Annotated in this window: 14 protein-coding genes; 1 reads left to right on the forward strand and 13 read right to left on the reverse strand. The window is 66.2% G+C overall.

The window, feature by feature from the left end:
• Window positions 1–12: 12 nt before the first annotated feature.
• From FAZ69_RS12810 to FAZ69_RS12820, 3 genes are all read right to left on the reverse strand, one after another.
• Entirely contained in the window at window positions 13–1,119 is a 1,107-nt protein-coding gene (locus FAZ69_RS12810) for an S-(hydroxymethyl)glutathione dehydrogenase/class III alcohol dehydrogenase (protein WP_136894991.1), read from the reverse strand.
• A 124-nt stretch (window positions 1,120–1,243) separates the two neighbouring features.
• Window positions 1,244–2,419, reverse strand: coding sequence for an aminotransferase class V-fold PLP-dependent enzyme (locus FAZ69_RS12815; protein ID WP_136894993.1), 1,176 nt, complete (start codon window positions 2,417–2,419; stop codon window positions 1,244–1,246).
• Window positions 2,420–2,448: 29 nt separating this feature from the next.
• Complete coding sequence (locus tag FAZ69_RS12820; protein ID WP_136894995.1) at window positions 2,449–3,714, reverse strand: dicarboxylate/amino acid:cation symporter; 1,266 nt, start codon at window positions 3,712–3,714, stop codon at window positions 2,449–2,451.
• Window positions 3,715–4,067: 353 nt separating this feature from the next.
• Between FAZ69_RS12820 and FAZ69_RS12825 the strand changes: the two genes are divergently transcribed.
• Window positions 4,068–4,913, forward strand: coding sequence for an IclR family transcriptional regulator (locus FAZ69_RS12825; RefSeq protein WP_169708628.1), 846 nt, complete (start codon window positions 4,068–4,070; stop codon window positions 4,911–4,913).
• 2 nt (window positions 4,914–4,915) lie between these two features.
• On the opposite strand, the gene FAZ69_RS12830 is transcribed toward FAZ69_RS12825, so the two are convergent.
• From FAZ69_RS12830 to FAZ69_RS12875, 10 genes are all read right to left on the reverse strand, one after another.
• Window positions 4,916–6,352, reverse strand: coding sequence for an efflux transporter outer membrane subunit (locus tag FAZ69_RS12830; protein WP_136894997.1), 1,437 nt, complete (start codon window positions 6,350–6,352; stop codon window positions 4,916–4,918).
• A gap of 18 nt (window positions 6,353–6,370) precedes the next feature.
• Entirely contained in the window at window positions 6,371–7,945 is a 1,575-nt protein-coding gene (locus FAZ69_RS12835; RefSeq protein ID WP_136894998.1) for a DHA2 family efflux MFS transporter permease subunit, read from the reverse strand.
• 18 nt (window positions 7,946–7,963) lie between these two features.
• Window positions 7,964–9,043, reverse strand: coding sequence for an HlyD family secretion protein (locus FAZ69_RS12840; protein WP_136894999.1), 1,080 nt, complete (start codon window positions 9,041–9,043; stop codon window positions 7,964–7,966).
• 147 nt (window positions 9,044–9,190) lie between these two features.
• Window positions 9,191–10,099 carry a LysR family transcriptional regulator gene (locus FAZ69_RS12845; RefSeq protein WP_136895000.1) on the reverse strand — a complete coding sequence of 303 codons (909 nt, stop codon included), beginning with the start codon at window positions 10,097–10,099 and terminating at the stop codon, window positions 9,191–9,193.
• 36 nt (window positions 10,100–10,135) lie between these two features.
• Window positions 10,136–12,424 (reverse strand): amylo-alpha-1,6-glucosidase, encoded by a 2,289-nt coding sequence (locus FAZ69_RS12850; RefSeq protein WP_136895002.1) that lies wholly within the window; start codon window positions 12,422–12,424, stop codon window positions 10,136–10,138.
• 149 nt (window positions 12,425–12,573) lie between these two features.
• Window positions 12,574–13,356 (reverse strand): alpha/beta fold hydrolase, encoded by a 783-nt coding sequence (locus tag FAZ69_RS12855; protein WP_136895380.1) that lies wholly within the window; start codon window positions 13,354–13,356, stop codon window positions 12,574–12,576.
• Window positions 13,357–13,429: 73 nt separating this feature from the next.
• A complete protein-coding gene (locus FAZ69_RS12860) occupies window positions 13,430–14,296 on the reverse strand; it encodes an MOSC domain-containing protein (protein WP_136895004.1) in 867 nt (288 codons plus the stop codon).
• Between the two features lie 67 nt (window positions 14,297–14,363).
• Window positions 14,364–15,392, reverse strand: coding sequence for a rod shape-determining protein (locus tag FAZ69_RS12865; protein WP_136895006.1), 1,029 nt, complete (start codon window positions 15,390–15,392; stop codon window positions 14,364–14,366).
• A 155-nt stretch (window positions 15,393–15,547) separates the two neighbouring features.
• Window positions 15,548–16,255 (reverse strand): alpha/beta hydrolase, encoded by a 708-nt coding sequence (locus FAZ69_RS12870; protein WP_136895008.1) that lies wholly within the window; start codon window positions 16,253–16,255, stop codon window positions 15,548–15,550.
• A gap of 86 nt (window positions 16,256–16,341) precedes the next feature.
• Complete coding sequence (locus FAZ69_RS12875; RefSeq protein ID WP_136895010.1) at window positions 16,342–16,827, reverse strand: GNAT family N-acetyltransferase; 486 nt, start codon at window positions 16,825–16,827, stop codon at window positions 16,342–16,344.
• Between the last annotated feature and the right edge of the window lie 130 nt (window positions 16,828–16,957).

Genomic DNA, 16,957 nt, shown 5'->3' on the forward strand with positions numbered 1-16,957 from the left:
CCCGCCTCCCGCTCAATACAGCACGACCGAGCGAATCGATTCGCCCTTCTTCATCAGCTCGAAGCCGTCGTTGATCTTCTCGAGCGGCAGCGTGTGCGTGATGAGGTCGTCGATGTTGAGCTTGCCTTCCATGTACCAGTCGACGATCTTCGGCACGTCGGTGCGTCCGCGCGCGCCGCCGAACGCCGAGCCCTTCCACTCGCGGCCCGTCACCAGCTGGAACGGCCGCGTGCTGATCTCCTCGCCCGCCGCCGCCACGCCGATGATGATCGATTGCCCCCAGCCCTTGTGGCAGCATTCGAGCGCCTGGCGCATCGTCTTCACGTTGCCGATGCATTCGAACGAGTAGTCCGCGCCGCCGTCGGTGAGCTGCACGATGTGGTCGACGACGTTCTCCACGTCCTTCGGGTTGACGAAGTGCGTCATGCCGAACTGCTTCGCGAGTTCGACGCGGCCCGGGTTGAGATCGACCCCGATGATCTTGTCCGCGCCCACCATCTTCGCGCCCTGGATCACGTTCAGGCCGATGCCGCCGAGCCCGAACACCACCACGTTGGCGCCCGCCTCCACCTTCGCCGTGTAGACGACGGCGCCGACGCCCGTCGTCACGCCGCAGCCGATGTAGCAGACCTTGTCGAACGGGGCGTCCTCGCGGATCTTCGCCACCGCGATCTCCGGCACGACGATGTAGTTCGAGAAGGTCGAGGTGCCCATGTAATGAAAGACCGGCTTGCCGCCGACCGAAAAGCGCGAGGTCGCATCGGGCATCAGGCCGCGGCCTTGCGTCGCGCGGATCTTCTGGCACAGGTTCGTCTTGCGCGACAGGCAGAACTTGCACTCGCGGCACTCCGGCGTGTAAAGCGGAATCACGTGATCGCCCTTCCTCAACGTGCCCACGCCCGGGCCCACGTCCACCACCACGCCCGCGCCTTCATGCCCGAGGATCGCCGGGAAAATCCCTTCCGGGTCCGCGCCCGAAAGCGTGTAGTAGTCGGTGTGGCAGATGCCTGTCGCTTTCACCTCGATCAGCACTTCGCCCGCGCGCGGCCCTTCCAGATCGACTTCCTCGATCGTCAGCGGTGCGCCTGCCTTCCATGCGATAGCGGCTCGTGTCTTCATATCTCCTCGTCACTCAAGCTACGACCAGCCGAAATCATCCACTACGACCGTCACCAACAACGCTATTTCAGCCCGCGTTGGCGAAAATGCAGTGCATGTTGACCAAAGGTCGGTGCCCCGAGACTCAGTCCACATGCGCCATCGCATTGGAAGTCTCTTCCTTCAGCCCATCCCGGATCACGTCGGCAAGGCGATCGACATCGTCGACCGTGTTGAACATGCCGAACGAAATGCGGATGCCGCCGCGCTCCGGCGAAACACGAACCTGGTTGCGCGCGAAATGGTCAGCCCACTTCTGCACGGGCAAGGCGAGCACATAGATGTGGGAGCGCTGACCTCGCTCGCGCGGGCCGACCAACTCGACGCCGAGCCGGTCCAGGCGGCCAATCAAACGGTCGCCGAGCGCGAGCACGTGCCTCTGGATCTCGGGCACGCCGACGCTTTCGATCAGCTCGATCGCGGCCGACAACGCATGCAGGTCCGGCAGATTGACGTTGCCGAACTCGAAGCGGCACGCGTCATGGCGCGTCTCCATGTCGTCGGGGCGCGCGATGTAGTCCGCCGGCGGCCTCGCCATCGAGGACATCGCGAGATAAGCGGGCTGCAGCTCGGTCAAGCCATCCTGGACGTACAGGATGCCAAGCCCCTGCGGCACCAGCAGCCCCTTGTGCGTGCCCGCCGCCAGCACCGAAATGCCCAGCGCCTTGACGTCCACCGGAACCACGCCGACCGACTGCATCGCATCCACGACGAAGTAAATGCCGCGCTCCTTGCACAGCCGCCCGATACTGCCCAGTTCATGTACCTGTCCGGCGTGAAAGGTGACGTGAGACAGCGTCACGACCCTGGTGCGCTCATCGATATACGAAGCGAATGTGGCTGCCGTGGCGACTTCGGTGTCCGCGAGCCTGGCAAAGCGCACTTCCACGCCCTTGCGCTTCAGATTGAGCCACGCATAGGCATTGTTCGGATGGTCGCCCTCGATCAGCACGACGTTGTCGCCCGCAGTCAAAGGCACCGCGTTTGCCGCGATGTTCAATCCTTCCGAGGTGTTCTTCGTGAAAGCGATCTCGTTCGGCGCCGCATTCAAGAACCTGGCCACCTGCTCTCGCGTCCGCTCGACACGCCGCAGCCAGACCGACTTCGGACCGGCCGTTTCATGCCCTTCCGCATAGAACTCCTCGAGCGCTGTGCGAACGTTCGTCGAGAGCGGAGTCTGGAAGGCCGAATCGAGGTAAACCATCCGCTTCGTCACGGGGAATTGGCTCCGCACGGCGGCGAGCTTTTCAGTTGCGTTCATCGTCGATCTCATAGTGGTTGCAGCTTGATTTACAGCTTGAAAGCGCCAACGGCGTTCGACGGGCGCGCAGCCCGCCGCAGCTCCCACTTCGCAATGACGGCGGCTGCGATGCTGTTGCCGATCACGTTGGTGACCGTGCGCCCCATGTCGATGAACGTATCGGCTGCCAGCAGCAGCGCGATGCCTTCAACCGGAATGCCGAACAGGGGCAGCGTGGCGGCCACGACGACAATCGATGCGCGCGGCACGCCCGCAATTCCCTTGCTGGAAACGAGCATCACGAACAGCATGCCCACCTGCTGCACGAAGCTCATGTGAATGCCGTAGGCCTGCAGCAGGAACACCGAGGCGAACGCCTGATACATCATCGATCCGTCGGCATTGAACGAATACGCGAGCGGCAGAACGAAGGCCGTGATCTTGTTCGAGATGCCGAACTCCTCGAGCTGCTCGAGCATCTTCGGGAACGTCGCCTCGCTGCTCGAAGTCGAGAACGCGATCAGCATCGGCTCCTTGACGAGACCGAGCAGGCGGAACACTTCGGAGCCGATGAACAGAAAGCCGATGCCGATCAGCAGGCAGCACAGCAGCGCCATCCCGCTATAGACGCCGCCGATGAACTTGCCGTAGACGCTGAGCACGCCCAGACCTTGCACCGTAACCACCGACGCGACGGCCGCGAACACGCCCAGCGGAGCAAAGCGCATCACGTAGTCGGTCACTTTGAGCATGGCCTTGAACGCCCCCTCGATCGCCGAGCCGAGCGCTTGCATGGCCGGCTCCCGCTCGCGCAGCGCCGACACGGCGAAGCCGAAGAAGAGCGCGAAGACCAGGATCGCGATGATGTCGTTCTGCGCCATGGCCAGGAAGATGCTCTGCGGAACGATATGGGAGACGAAGTTCTTGAGGCTGAACGCCGCCGTGCTCACGTCCGTCGAGGCGCCGCCGTGCGGCACCTCGACGCCGACGCCCAACCCCATGAGGTTCGACAGCGCCAGGCCCAGGACCAGGGAAAGGATGGACGCCGCGATGAACCAGAGAATCGCTCGCACGCCGATGCGGCCCACGTCTCCCGGCGTTCCGGTGTGCCCCATGCCGGCCACCACACCGGTGAACACCAGCGGCGCGATGACCATCTTGATGAGACGCAGAAAGATGTCGGTCAGCATCGAAAAGTAGCCGGCGATCTGCTTGTCGAGTTCCGGCGAACCCGTGGCTGCATGAATGACGGATCCGACGACGATGCCGGCAATCAGGCCGGCGAAGATCCAGGTGGAGAGTCGATTGCGCTTCATGGTTGGCACCCCGCTGTGTATGTTCCATTTTTTGGATTTCAAAATTCCATTGTCAAGGACATATACGAACGGCAATCGGCAGACGATTGTGTGGCAATCGCCCTGGATTCCAAAACGATTAAGGCAACCACCGGATTTCACACGCAGCGGCAGGACCAGCTGTTAAGCGTAAACACCTACCACAAACCCCATCCATCGGTAAAATACGTTCCGTTTTTTGGAACTAAAATATCGTGATGATGCAAGCAAAAGTGTCCACATCGAATTCAGGTATTCTTATGCGTCCCGTCATCGAGCAAACCCAATCGACCAAGCGCCAGCGCTTGTCCGCAGAGCGTGAGATTGCTGAAGCCATGCGCAAGGTAGAAGACATCCCAGTCCCGGAAACGCCGGAAGCCGAGGCATCGCCCACCGAGCGGGCGTTTCACGTCGTCGAAATGACGGCTCAGCTCGGCAGGGTCTCGACGGCCGATATCGTCGCCGCGCTCGGCATCCCCAAGACCACGGCGCATCGGCTCGTGAGCAACCTCGAGGAGTTCGGCTTCCTCGAGCACGGCATGGAGCGCGGCCGATACCAGGTCGGCCCGCGCCTGCTGGAGCTGGCGACCAACATCCTCGCCGCGTCCACCACTCATGGGCCGATTCACGCGCTGCTGATGGAAATTTCGCGGCGGACCGCCGAGACCGTGAGCCTCGGGGTCATGCGCGGCTCGGAGGTGGTGTACATCGACAGCGCCATCGGCAACTCGCCGTTGACGCTCAACTTCCAGAAAGGGCACCGCGCGCCCGCCCACTGCACGTCGAGCGGACGCGTCTTCCTCGCCAACATGGAGCGAAAGCAACTCGACGCGTACATGCTGAGCGGCCCGTGGGAGCCGATCACCCCCTACACGATCGTCGACCCCGATCGCCTGCGGCAGGAAATCGACCTCGCGCGCAAGCAGGGCTTCGCGACCAACGATTCCGAGTTCGCCATCGGCGTGGTCGGCGCGGCCGTGCCCATTGCGGGCCGGAACGGCCGCGTCGTGGCCTGCCTGAGCATTTCGGCGCCCAAGGCGCGCAAGTCGCTGGACGACGTCGCCTTGCTCGTCCCGACACTCCAGGCCGCCGCGCTGCGCGTCTCCAAGATGCTCGGCGTCATCGGCGGTGACGACGCCGAGGAAGAATCAGAGCCGAAAGCAGCGCGGCGCAGGCGCTGACCTCACTTCGCCGCCACCGTTTCAGGCGTCGCGGCAGCCACCGCTTCGTTCCGGCTCCAACCGCCGCCAAGCGAGCGATACAACGCGACCGCCGACAGCGCATGCTCGCGTTGCGCCTGGTTCAGCGCGTCCGAGTCGCGCAGATACGCCTCCTGCGCGGACAACACATCGAGGAAGTCCGTCGCGCCGCCCTTGTAGAGCTCGTTCGCCAGCTTGAGCGACTTGTCCGACGCGCTCAACGCATCCTGAAGCCGCTGCGCCTCCTGCGTCGAGCTGACGAGATCGGCGCGCGAATCCTCGACCTCGCGCAACGCCTGCAGCATGGTCTGGTGCAGGCCGAGCTCCGATTCGCGCATCTTGCTCTCGCTCTGATCGATGTGCGCCGTGATACGGCCGGCGTTGAAGATCGGGCTCGCCGCGCTCAGCGCCGCGCTGAACAGGTTGTCGGTCAAAGTCGGCAAGCCGAGGTACGACGCGGCAAGCAATCCGTCGGACAGGTTCAGCGAAAACTTCGGATACCGCTCCGCCTTAGCGACACCGACCTGAGCCGCCCGCTCTTCGACCTGCGCATACGCGGTCAGCACGTCGGGGCGCCGCAGCAGCGCCTCGGAGGGCAAGGTCTCGGGCACGGTCGGCCCAGGCGCCGGAATCGGCGCGGGCGTCGCCAGCACGAGCTTGTCGACCGACTCGGGCGTTCTCCCCGAATACACCGCGATCAGGTTCAACTGGTGCTGAATCGCCGCCTGTGCCGGCGGAATCCGCGCCTTGAGCGCGTCCAGCTGGTTCTGCGCCCGCGTGACGTCGAGCTGAGTCGAAAGACCGAACTTCAGCCGCTCCTGCGTCAGCTGCAGCGCGCGCTCGCGGATGCGCTCGTTGTCCTGCAGGATCCGCAGCTCGGACTGGGCCCAGCGCAAATCGACATAGGCCGATGCCGTGTTGGCCGCGAGCGCGAGCCCAACCGCATCTTCGGCGTGCCGTTGCCCGACCAGTTGCGCCTGGGCCGCAAGCAGGTCGAGCCGCTCGCCGCCGAAGACATCGGGCGACCAGGCGAGCGCCAGCCCCACGCCCCCCTCTTTCACATAGCCCACGGGCGGCGGTATGTTCTGGCGCGAATAGGAACCCTGTGCCGTGGCGTCGAGCTCGGGCAGAAGAACCGCGCGCTTTTGCACTGTCAGCGACTGCGCCTGCTTCACGCGCTCCATGGCGGCCTGCAAGTCGAGGTTGCCGGTCAGGACGATGTCGATCAATTGGTCGAGAACCGGGTCGTTGAACTGCGCCCACCAGGTCTTCGCATCGACGCCCGCCGGCGGCGCTTCCACGCTCCAGCCTTGCGGCGCGACGTTCGACACCGACGCCGGAAGACCGTCGTGCCGCGCCGGCTGAACCGCACAGGCGGACACGAACAGGCTGGCTGCAACGGCAATCAATAGCTTTTTCATGATGACCTCGATGTGCGCTCAGTGCGCATCCGGCGGCGGCGCCGTCATGGAAATGGGTTTGGAAAACAGCACCGCGACGATGGCGGCCAGGAAGCACAGCGACAGCACGTAGAAGGTGTCCGCGTAAGTCAGCGTCAGCGCCTCCCGGTAAATCAGCGCATGCAGGTTCGCGAGCCCGGACTGCGCCGCGTTCAAGGCGTCGCCGGCTACGTTCGCCCAATGCTCGGTCTGTCCGTCGAGGACCGCGTCGACCTGCGGCCGCCCCGCCGTGACGCTTTCATTGAGGCGCAAGTAGTGGAAGTTCAGCCGGTCGTTGAGCATCGTCGCACTGACCGCGATGCCGATCGCGCCGCCGAGGTTGCGCATCAGGTTGAAGAGGCCGCTCGCCGACTTGAGACGCGACTGGGGCAGCGAGCCGAGCGCCATCGTCACGATGGGCGGCACCGAGAACTGCTGGCCGATCCCGCGCAGCGCCTGCGGCAGCAGCAGCTGCTGCCATCCCCAGTCGTGCGTGAGCGGCGTGTACAGGTAGCAGCCGACGCCGAAGCACACGAGCCCGAACATCAGCAGCACGCGCATGCTGATGTAGCGCGCCGCGATCGCGTAGGCCACGAGCGCGAGCAGCTGGAACGCGCCGACCGAGAGCAGCGCGACGCCGATCTGCAGCGAATTCAGCCCGCGGACTTGGGCGAGAAACAGCGGCGTCAGGAACACCGCGACGAAGATGCCGATCCCCGTGATGAACGACAGCAGGCTGCCGATGCCGAAGTTGCGGACCACCATGGCGCGAAGATCGACGATGGGGTCCTTCGCCGTCAGCGCATGCACCAGGAACAGGAAGCCGCAGATGGCCGAGATCCAGGTGCAGGCGACGATGATGTGATCGCCGAACCAGTTCTTGCGCGGCCCCTCTTCGAGCACGTACTCAAGGCAGCCGAGGAAGCCCGACATCAGGACGATGCCGAGGTAGTCCCCTTTCTTCAGCAGCGATAGGTCGGGTTCGTCGATGTGCACGTACTTCGGCACGAGCGCCGCGACGGCGATGCCGGGAACGAGGTTCAGGTAGAACAGCCAGTGCCACGACCATTGGTCGGTGATCCAGCCGCCGATGACCGGGCCGATGGCCGGCGCAAGCGACGCCAGCGCGCCGATGGTAGTGGAAGCGACGAGCCGCTGCTTGCCCGGGAACAGCACGAAGGCCGTCGTGAAGACCGTCGGGATCATGGCCGCGCCGAGCGCGCCCTGCAGGCAGCGAAAGAGGATCATCGAATTGATGTCCCACGCCATGCCGCACAGCATGCTGGTGATCGTGAAGCCGACCGCCGACGCCACGAAAAGCCAGCGCGTCGAGAACACTTTCGACAGCCATCCCGACATCGGAATGACGAGGATTTCGGCAATCAGATAGGCCGTCTGCACCCACGACAGTTCGTCCTGGCTCGCGGACAAGCCGCCGCCGATGTCGCGCAGCGAAGACGCCACGATCTGGATGTCGAGCGTCGCCATGAAGAAGCCGAGGCACATCAGTCCGAACGCGAACACGCGCTGCCGCATCGGCTGCGCCGACGGATCGGCGGGATGAGTCGTTTGCATGCTTGTCTCCCGAACCCGTTACTTGCCCGTATGGACCGTGACGACCGCCGAAAGCCCCGGGCGCAGCACGTCGCCGAGCCCCGGCTGCGGGTCGAGGCGGATGCGCACGGGCACGCGCTGCACGATCTTCGTGAAGTTGCCGGTCGCGTTCTCCGGGGGCAGCACGCTGAAGGTCGCGCCGGTGGCCGGCGCCAGGCTTTCGACGCGGCCATGGAACGAGCGGCTGGAAGCATCGAGCGACACGTCGACCGCATCGCCGCCGCGCATGGTCTTGAGCTGGTCTTCCTTGAAGTTCGCGTCGATCCAGAGGCCGTTGCCCGGCACCACGGTGAGCAGCGGCACGCCGACTTTCGCGAGCACGCCCACGCGCGCCGTGCGATTGCCGATGTAGCCGTCGACCGGGGAACGGATGGTCGTGTATTCGACGTTCAATTCGGCGACGCGCTGCGCGGCCAGCGCCGTGTCGACCTGAGCCCGGGCGTCGGCGAGCTGCGCGCCGATGACGTCGAGCTCGCGCTGCGCCGCCGACACGCCGGCATCGCTGCGCTGCACCGCCGCCTGCGCCTTCGAATAGTCCGCATCGGCGTGCTCGACGATCTGGTTCGACACGGCGTCGTCCTTGACCAGCTCGCGATAGCGCGTCTTGTCCAGCGTGGTGCGCGTGAGCTCCGCGGCCGCGGCGCTCTTTTCCGCGTTCTGCTGCGCGATCACCGAGATCTGCAAGGTCTGCTTGGCCTGCAGCTCGTCGACCACCGCGCGGGCGCGCCCGACCTCCGCCGTGGCCTGCGCGAGCTGCGCGTCGTAGTCGCGCGCATCGAGGCGGATCAGCACCTGCCCCGCCTTCACGCGCTGGTTGTCGGTCACCTCGATGTCGTCGACGAAGCCGGTGACCTTCGGCGCCATGACGGTGACGTCGCCGCCGACGTAGGCGTCGTCGGTCGTCTGCTCGAAACGCAGGACTGTGTACCAATAGGTCCCGGCCGCGGCGAGCACGACAGCCACTGCCGACACGGCAAGCTTCATCCACGGGAACGGGCGGGTCCGCGTCGCGGCAGCATCTGCGACGGCGGTCTTCTGGGAGGAGACGGAAGTATTCATCGGTTTGCCTGTGTATATGCACAAAATGTGCATGCGCGCAGGTTAGCGGTGTGCCGGGCGCAAAGCGATGCCGCGCGCGCCACCAGATTGTTGCCGCTCGCGGCAACAATCGCATTTGAGCCCTTTTGAAAGGACTCGGCGGGGATATCAGCTGAGCATCTGCTCCGCCTCGAAGAAGGCGGCCGCATGCTCGATGAACGCACGCACCTTGGCAGGCTGCAGGGTCCGGCTGCTGTAGGCAAGCCTGAGCTCGATGGCGCCTTCGATCAGCTCGAAGTCGGCAAGCACCCTCACGAGCCTGCCCGACGCCAGCTCCTGTTCGACGAGCGCGGCTGGCACCACGCCGATTCCGAAGCCCTGCAGGACCATTTCCCGGTTGAATACCGGGCTGTTGGAGGAAATGTCGCCATGAATCGGAATCGTCAGCTCCTCGTCGCCGTTGCGAAAGCCAAGGCTCGGCCGGCGAATGGACGGCGACATGGCGACGAAAACATGATCGGCGAGCTCCGACGGATGGCGCGGCGTCGACGACGCCTGCAAATAGCCAGGCGTGGCGACGATGACAACCGGGATGCGCGCGAGCAGACGCACCACAGTCGTCTCGGCGGTCAGCATGTAGGGCAACACGATGCCGAGATCGAAGCCGTCGGCGACGAGATCGACCGGCCGCTCCGTCAGCGTGACGTCGAGGCCGACCTTGGGATGGGCGCGCTTGAAGCTCGCAATCAGCGGCACCAGCCGGTTCAAGGTGGCGGTCGTGTGGGCGACGAGCCGCAGCACGCCACCCGCCTCGCGGGTCTGGCTGGCCGCATCGGCTTCGAGCGCGTCCAGATCGTCGAGAATGCGCGCGCAGCCTTCGTAGAAGCGCTCGGCCGCCTCCGTCAGCGACACCTGCCGCGTGGTGCGGTTCAGGAGGCGGCAGCCCATTCGCTCTTCCAGCGCGGCAATCGCGCGCGAGACCACGGGCCGCGTCAAGCCGTGGATGTCCGCGGCTCGCGTGAAGCTCTTCGTTTCGACCACCGAGCGGAAAACCCGCAAACTTTCGATGTAATCCATGCAGTCCCCGTTTTTATTCGCCGCTTGCGGGCTCTGTTACAGCAACGCCACCACCCTCACGTCGCCCTGCTCCGCCGACGCCACGACCTTGCCGCCCACGCGGCTGAACATGATCGACACGGTCTTGTCGCCGACGCGCAGGTCGCCGATCTCGAGCCAGTCGATGCCCTCGGGCAGCGCCGGCTGCTCGATCCGCACTTCGTGACGCTCGGCGTCGATCGTCATGCCGAGACACGCCTCGAGCATCATGAACGGCGCGCCCGCCGCCCACGCCTGCGGCAGGCAGGCGACCGGGTAGGCCGTCGGCGGCTCGCCGCGCCGGCGCGGAAAGCCGCAGAACAGCTCGGGCAGGCGCATGTCGAAGTTGACCGCCGCCTGGAACAGCGCCTGCAACAGGCGCACGGCCGCGGCCTTGTCGCCGTAGCGCGCGAGACCGCGCGCGCAAAGCGCGTTGTCGTGCGGCCAGACCGAGCCGTTGTGGTAGGCCATCGGGTTGAAGCGCGCCTGGTTCGCCGCGAGCGTGCGCACGCCCCAGCCGGTGTGGAAGATCGTCGATTCCAGGTGCCGCGCTACGGTCTCGCCGCGCTCGCGCGACGGCAGGCCGAAGGCGAGCAGATGCCCCGCGTTCGACGCCATCACGCGGCACAGCTCGCCTTTGCCGTCGAGCGCGATGCCGTAGAACCCTTCCTCCGGCATCCAGTACTGCTCTTCGACGCGTTCGCGCAGCGCCGTGGCGCGCGCCTTGTAGCGCACCGCGTCGGCGGGATGCCCGCGCAGCGTCGCGAAGTGCGCCATCGTGTCGAACGCGGCGCAGGCGTAGGCCTGCACTTCGACGAGCGCGATCGGCCCCTCGGGAAAGTGCCCGTCGGCGTGGAAGACTGAATCGTGGCTGTCCTTCCAGCCCTGGTTCGCGAGACCGCCATCGGAGGCGCGCTGGTAGTCGAGCAGGCCGAAGCGGTTCTTGTCGCAGACGCCCGCCACCCACTGCGTCGCGCGCTCGAGCGCGGGCCAGAGCTCTTCGATCAGCGCCATGTCGCCGGTGCGCGCCGCGTAGGCGCCCGCCAGCACGACGAACAGGGGCGTCGTATCGACGCCGCCGTAGTAGAGCGCAAACGGCACTTCGCCCGTAGCGGCCATCTCGCTCTTGCGCATCTCGTGCATGATCTTGCCGACCGACGCGTCGCGGAACGCCGAGTCCTCCTTCGCCTGGTGCTCGGCGAGAAAGCGCAGCACGCCGCGCGCGAGGAGCGGCTGAAGCCAGAGCGTCTGCAGCGAGGTGATGACCGCATCGCGGCCGAACGGCGTGGAGAACCACGGAATGCCGGCGTACGGGTAGGGCCCCGTCGCGAGATCGGTGGTGAGCAAGCCCAGGTCGTAAAACGAGCGGTCGATCCAGGCATTGAACAGCGGATTGCTCGAGCGCACGCGCGCCGTGGCGCGCCGCCGCTCGCGCATCGACAAGTGCGCATCGACGAGCGCCGCGCGCACGGCGGCGCGGCCCACGCGAGGCTTGGCGGCGTCGATCTGGGTCAGGTGCGCGGAGCTCGCGCTGTGCGGCGGCTTCGCGACGTCGGCGCCCGGCGCACCGCCCTCCGCCGCCTGCAGCGCGCGCGCCTGCACCGCCACCGACAAATAGATCGACACGCACGCCTGCGCCGGCAATTGCACCGAATAGTCGGCGCGGCCCGCGAGCAGCTTGTCCGGCTGCGGCTCGAACGCGATCCGCACGTCGCGCTCGACGCGATCGAGCCCCACGTAGCCGAGCGCCACCTCGCCGCCCTCGACGCGCGGCGCCTCGATGGCGCCTTTCTTCTCGCGCTTCAGGCCGCGCACTTCGAACATGTCCTTGAAGTCGCTCGCGAACGAGACGGAAAGCGGCACGACCGCATCGGTCATGCCGTAGTTGGTCAGCGTAATTGCTTCGTAAAGAATCGTGCCGCACAGCACGCGCAGCCGCTCGACGTGGATCACGCCTTCGGGCGTCTCGGCGCCGCCCAGGGGCGGCAGCGGGCGGTTGGTGAGGTGCGCGGTGAACGCGGTGTTGTCGCTGCTCACGTTGCCCGACAAGAGCGACGGCGCGCGGCCGCCGAAGGTCAGCCGCAATTGCGACAGCACGCGCGTGTCGTTGACGAACAGGCCGTCGTCGTGGCCGATGATGTCGCCGAGCGGATCGTTGACGACGAAGGCGTCGCCCGACTTCAGGACGTATTGGCTTGCGCTTGCGATATTCGGGTTTTCGGTCGGGATGAACGCACCGTCCGCTTCGTGCCCGTGCTCGGGCAGCTCGTCGTGGCTCAGTCCGCCAAGTGCTTCAGGGTCCAGCATCGTCTTGCCTCCTGTCGTCCTGTCGACCAGAGTTGGAGCTTCAGCGCTTACTCTAGGCCCACAGCGGTTGACTTCGTTCCGATTGTAGAGAGGTATGCGGAAAGCGGAAGTTCAACGGCGGATCGATTCAACCAAGCGTTGCGCTCGCGTCACGCCACGCTGCGAATGAATTCGTCGACATAGCGATTGAAGGCCGACGGATGCGCGAGATTCATGCCATGCGAGGCGCCGCGCACGGTCTGCCGCCGCGCGCCGGCGAGCCACGCTTCGAGCGCTGCGACCGTGCGATGGAAGATGGCGGGGCTCTTCTCGCCGTCGATCAGGAGGACCGGGCAGCGCACCTCGGCGGCCTCCTCGGCCGTGTAGGCCGGCAAGGGGTCCTGGAACTGGGGCGGCAGCGTGCCGGCGTTGTCGATCGCCATCGTGCGGAACGCCTTCGTGCTCTTCGCCCAGAAGCCAGGGCGGCTCACCGAATCGACGAACAGCTGCAAGCCGGCGTCGGTCTCGCCCGCCTCGATCAGCTGCGCCGCGCGGGCGCGCAGCGCGTTGACGGTTTCGGGCATTTGCGCGATGGGACGCCCCGGAATCTGCAGCGGGCCGCCCGGGTCGGCGAGCGTCAGCGTGCGCACGTGCACGCCGTGGCGCCGCGCGAAATGAAACGCCACGCAGCCGCCGCGCGAATGTCCGACGACATGGGCAGGGCCCTCGCCGAGCCGCTCGACGAATTCGGCCAGCTCGTCGGCATGGCGGCTCCAGCTGAACGGAATCTCGCGCGGCAAGCCCGCGAGCGGCCAGTAGTGCGTGAGGCTCACGCTCACGCACCGGTAGCGCGGCGACAAACCGTCGAGCTGCGGCTGCCAGTAACGGTAGTCGCAGAGCGATCCGTGCACGAACAGCAGAAGCGGCCCCTCGCCGCGCTCGACGTATGGCATCCGCAAGCCGCTCGACAGTTCGATTTCGCGCTGTGAGGGATCGGCCGCGTCGGCAAAACGGGACGGGGCCGGGTCAGTCGCCAAAGCCCAGCTCCGCGTCGAAGCGTTGGCCGACCGCGAGCTGCCCGCCCGCGCCGGCGATCACGATCGCGTTCTGGCCGAAGGTCAGCGCGCCGTCGAGCCGGCTGTTCGCGCGGTAGGTGGCAAGCGTGTCGGTCGGCTCGTTCGGGGAGCGCGGGTCGGGCGCGCCCGTCGCCTGATCGATGGTCGGCATCGGACAGCGCGCGCAAGGCTTCACGACGCGCAGCTCGATCGCGCCGCCGTCAACGCTCCGCAAGGTCTCGACGTAGTCCTCTTCGTAGGCCTCGAGCCCGCTCACGACGATGTTCGGACGAAAGCGATTCATCGGAATCGCGGCGGCGCCTCGGCGCATGAGGCGCTCGTTCAGGTCGTCGAGCGAGGCCTGGCCGATCACGAGCAACGGGAAGCCGTCGGCGAACTGGGTCGTCACCTCGCGGCCGTCCGTCCACTTGCGGTCCGCAACGCGCTGCGCCGACGGGTCGAAGCGCACGAGCCGAACCGGCGCGCAGAGAAACGCGGAGAACCAGCGCGCCGTCTGCGGCCCGGTATCGAGCGCGGCGACCGTGTCGCCCCAGACCGTCGCGGCGACGGCCGGCGCAGCGCGCAAAGCGGAAGCCGCGAGCGGCGTGCGCAACTCGTCCATGCCCGGCGCGCGCATGATGAGCTCGGTTACGCCGATCTCGACCTCGACGAGCGCGAGGCGCGGATAAGTGCGCTGCGTGATGAACTTGCCCGCGGCGTCGACGAGCATCCAGTTGCGGTCGTATTCGAGGCCGGTCGGCAGCAGGCGGACCGTGTCGAAGGCGATTCCGGCGCAGGACTTGATGGGATAGACGACGAGCTGGGAGATGGCTGGCATGGAGCAATGCGAGGAGAACGGCTGGGAGCCGCGATGGTAGCACCCGCTGCCGGGCCGCGCGCAGGCGCTATGCGAACGCGACCCGGTCGACCCGTTCCGCGCCCGCGCCGCGCACCGCGCAAGTCAGCGGTTCATCGGCGATGCGCACCTCGAGCCCGGTCTCCTCGACGAGCCGCTGGTCGAGATTCGCGAGCAGCGCGCCGCCGCCCGCCAGCACGATGCCGCTATCGGCGATATCGGTCACGAGCTCGGGCGGCGCATTCTCGAGCGCCGCCTTGACCGCGCCGATCACCTCCTTGAGCGGCACCGCGAGGGCATCGGCCACGTCGTGATTGGAGAGCTCGATCGTGCGCGGCAAGCCGTCTTCGAGGCTGCGGCCCGTCGCGCGCATCGACTGCGGCGGCACGTTGTAGGTGGCCGTGCCGATCGTCTTCTTCAAATACTCCGCCGTCTGGTCGCCGAGCACGACGCCGTAGAGGTTGCGCACGTGGTTGATGATGGCCGAGTCGAACTGGTCGCCGCCCACCCGGACCGAGACGTTATAGACCACGCCGCCCAGCGCGATCACGCCGACCTCCGTGGTGCCGCCGCCGATCGAGACCACCATCGAGCCACGCGGCTGCCCGACCGGCAGCCCCGCCCCCACCGCGGCGGCAAGCGATTCGTTGATCAGGCTCACCTTCGACGCGCCGGCTGCCATGGCCGCTTCGCGGATCGCCCGGCGCTCGACGTCGGTCGCATTGGACGGCACGCAAACCGTGAACTCGGCGCGCCGCACGAAGAGCGAGCGCAACTGCGCCATGTCGACGAACTCGCGGAACATCCGCTCCGCAGCGGGGAAATTGGCGATGACGCCGTGCTGCATCGGCCGCACGGCTTCGAGATTGCCCGGCGAGCGTCCGAGCAATTGCTTGGCCTGAGTGCCGACAGCCGCCACACGCGCCTCTCCGGCCGTGTACTGTTTCTGGAAGCAGACCACCGACGGCTGGTTCAGCACGATGCCCTTGTCGCGCAGATAAATGAGCGTGTTCGCCGTGCCGAGATCGACCGCGACGCTTTGCTGAAACAGTCGTCCGAAGAAGGGTGTGTGCGACATCGTTGGCTTGGAAATAACTCGCTCGCAGGCAGCTTGTTTTTCGCTTCCGGAGAGCAGGCTGCCGCCGCGGCAGAGCAGAACGGTCTACGCCAAGTCCCGCTGTATACGATTACGGCGCTCCGAGCCAATACTTTAGGTCAGGGAAAACCCAATCTTCATAAGATTTTGTGCGCGCCGGGCGATTTCCTCGCGCGCAGGTGGGCGAGCACGCGCGGACGCTCGACGAGCGCGCGCACCAGCGCGTCGCGTCCGAGCAGCGCGCCCTCGCTGGAGATCGCGTGGCCGACCGCAGGCAAGGCGTATGCCTCGACCGCGTAGCCCGCGTCGCTGAACGCATGCGCGGCGCGCTCGAGTTCGAGCACGGGGATCGTTTCGTCGTCGGCGCCGTGGATGAGCGTGAGCGGCGTGCGGTTCCTCTCGGCGATCGGCGAGCCGAGCCGCCCCGAATAGGCGACCACCACCGCCGCGCCCGCCGGATTCACCGCCGCATGATGCAGCGCCATGATCGAACCTTGCGAAAAGCCGACAATCGCGAGCGCATCGAAGTCCAGGCCGTATAGCGCAAGCTCGTCGCTCAGCATCCGGTGGAGGGCAGGATAGGCATTCGCCACGCGCAGCGGACGGCGCAGATCATCGATATCGCGCCGGCTGAACCATTGCCGCCCGGCGCCGCCGCCATCGAACGCCTCGCTGCCGTCGAACGACACGAAAGCCGTGTCGGGCAGCGCCTCGCGCCAGGATTCCGCGAGCGCCAGGAGATCGAGCGAGCTGCCGCCCACGCCATGCAGCAGCGCGACGAGCGACTGCGCCGGCCCCTCGAGCGGGGCGCAGCGCCGGCCGTGTTCGAAACGGGTCCAGTTCATGGGCGTCTCCAACCCCGCAGCGGTTGGCGGAAAATTGCGCACAGGCGGGAGCATACGCCGGGTTGGCGTTTCGTGCGCGAGCGCTTTTACTCGGTATCCGATATCGCTTCGCCAGACAAAACGTACTGCATTTCATGAAACAGAACGTCGCCGCGCGAGGGCAACTGGAACGGCGGCGCGGACGAAGCGAACCCCAGCGCCTCGTAGAAGCCGCGAGCACTCTCGCGCGCCGTGCACCAAGCGGTCCGCCCGCCCTCTTTCTGCACGTGATCGAGGCACAGCTTGATCAGCAGGCGTCCGAATCCGTAGCCCCGCAGCCGCGGCTCCACGGCGACCCCGCGCAGCCGCCACTCCTTGGCGCTCGTGGACCCGGGCAGCGCTTCCCGGCAGACGGTTGCGACCGCAACGATTTCTTCGTGCTCGCAGACCGCCAGATGCAGTGTCGAAACCTCGTCGTCGTGGACAAATCGGGAAGATTCAGCGTTGCCGTCCAGCAAGACTTCGCTTCGGAGGGAAAGCACGCGCTCCGCGGGAACGGAGCAGATGGAGTAAAGCATGTGATGGTCGGACATGAGTCGGCGCTACCCCGCTGCAGTGGATCGACCGGTTCTGTTTTCGACGGCCGCGGGTCTCTTCGCTGGCCGAGGTCGAACCGTGAATGGCGTGCACGCTACCGAGTCTTTCACACGCTTGCAACACGAG

Source organism: Trinickia terrae (genome assembly GCF_005144415.1).
Lineage (GTDB): Bacteria > Pseudomonadota > Gammaproteobacteria > Burkholderiales > Burkholderiaceae > Trinickia_A > Trinickia_A terrae.

Excerpts from the sequence above, each read along its gene's own strand:
- FAZ69_RS12810 (WP_136894991.1), bottom strand. The coding sequence starts at position 1,119 with ATGAAGACACGAGCCGCTATCGCATGGAAGGCAGGCGCACCGCTGACG.
- FAZ69_RS12815 (WP_136894993.1), bottom strand. The coding sequence starts at position 2,419 with ATGAACGCAACTGAAAAGCTCGCCGCCGTGCGGAGCCAATTCCCCGTG.
- FAZ69_RS12820 (WP_136894995.1), bottom strand. The coding sequence starts at position 3,714 with ATGAAGCGCAATCGACTCTCCACCTGGATCTTCGCCGGCCTGATTGCC.
- FAZ69_RS12825 (WP_169708628.1), top strand. The coding sequence starts at position 4,068 with ATGCGCAAGGTAGAAGACATCCCAGTCCCGGAAACGCCGGAAGCCGAG.
- FAZ69_RS12830 (WP_136894997.1), bottom strand. The coding sequence starts at position 6,352 with ATGAAAAAGCTATTGATTGCCGTTGCAGCCAGCCTGTTCGTGTCCGCC.
- FAZ69_RS12835 (WP_136894998.1), bottom strand. The coding sequence starts at position 7,945 with ATGCAAACGACTCATCCCGCCGATCCGTCGGCGCAGCCGATGCGGCAG.
- FAZ69_RS12840 (WP_136894999.1), bottom strand. The coding sequence starts at position 9,043 with ATGAATACTTCCGTCTCCTCCCAGAAGACCGCCGTCGCAGATGCTGCC.
- FAZ69_RS12845 (WP_136895000.1), bottom strand. The coding sequence starts at position 10,099 with ATGGATTACATCGAAAGTTTGCGGGTTTTCCGCTCGGTGGTCGAAACG.
- FAZ69_RS12850 (WP_136895002.1), bottom strand. The coding sequence starts at position 12,424 with ATGCTGGACCCTGAAGCACTTGGCGGACTGAGCCACGACGAGCTGCCC.
- FAZ69_RS12855 (WP_136895380.1), bottom strand. The coding sequence starts at position 13,356 with ATGCCATACGTCGAGCGCGGCGAGGGGCCGCTTCTGCTGTTCGTGCAC.
- FAZ69_RS12860 (WP_136895004.1), bottom strand. The coding sequence starts at position 14,296 with ATGCCAGCCATCTCCCAGCTCGTCGTCTATCCCATCAAGTCCTGCGCC.
- FAZ69_RS12865 (WP_136895006.1), bottom strand. The coding sequence starts at position 15,392 with ATGTCGCACACACCCTTCTTCGGACGACTGTTTCAGCAAAGCGTCGCG.
- FAZ69_RS12870 (WP_136895008.1), bottom strand. The coding sequence starts at position 16,255 with ATGAACTGGACCCGTTTCGAACACGGCCGGCGCTGCGCCCCGCTCGAG.
- FAZ69_RS12875 (WP_136895010.1), bottom strand. The coding sequence starts at position 16,827 with ATGTCCGACCATCACATGCTTTACTCCATCTGCTCCGTTCCCGCGGAG.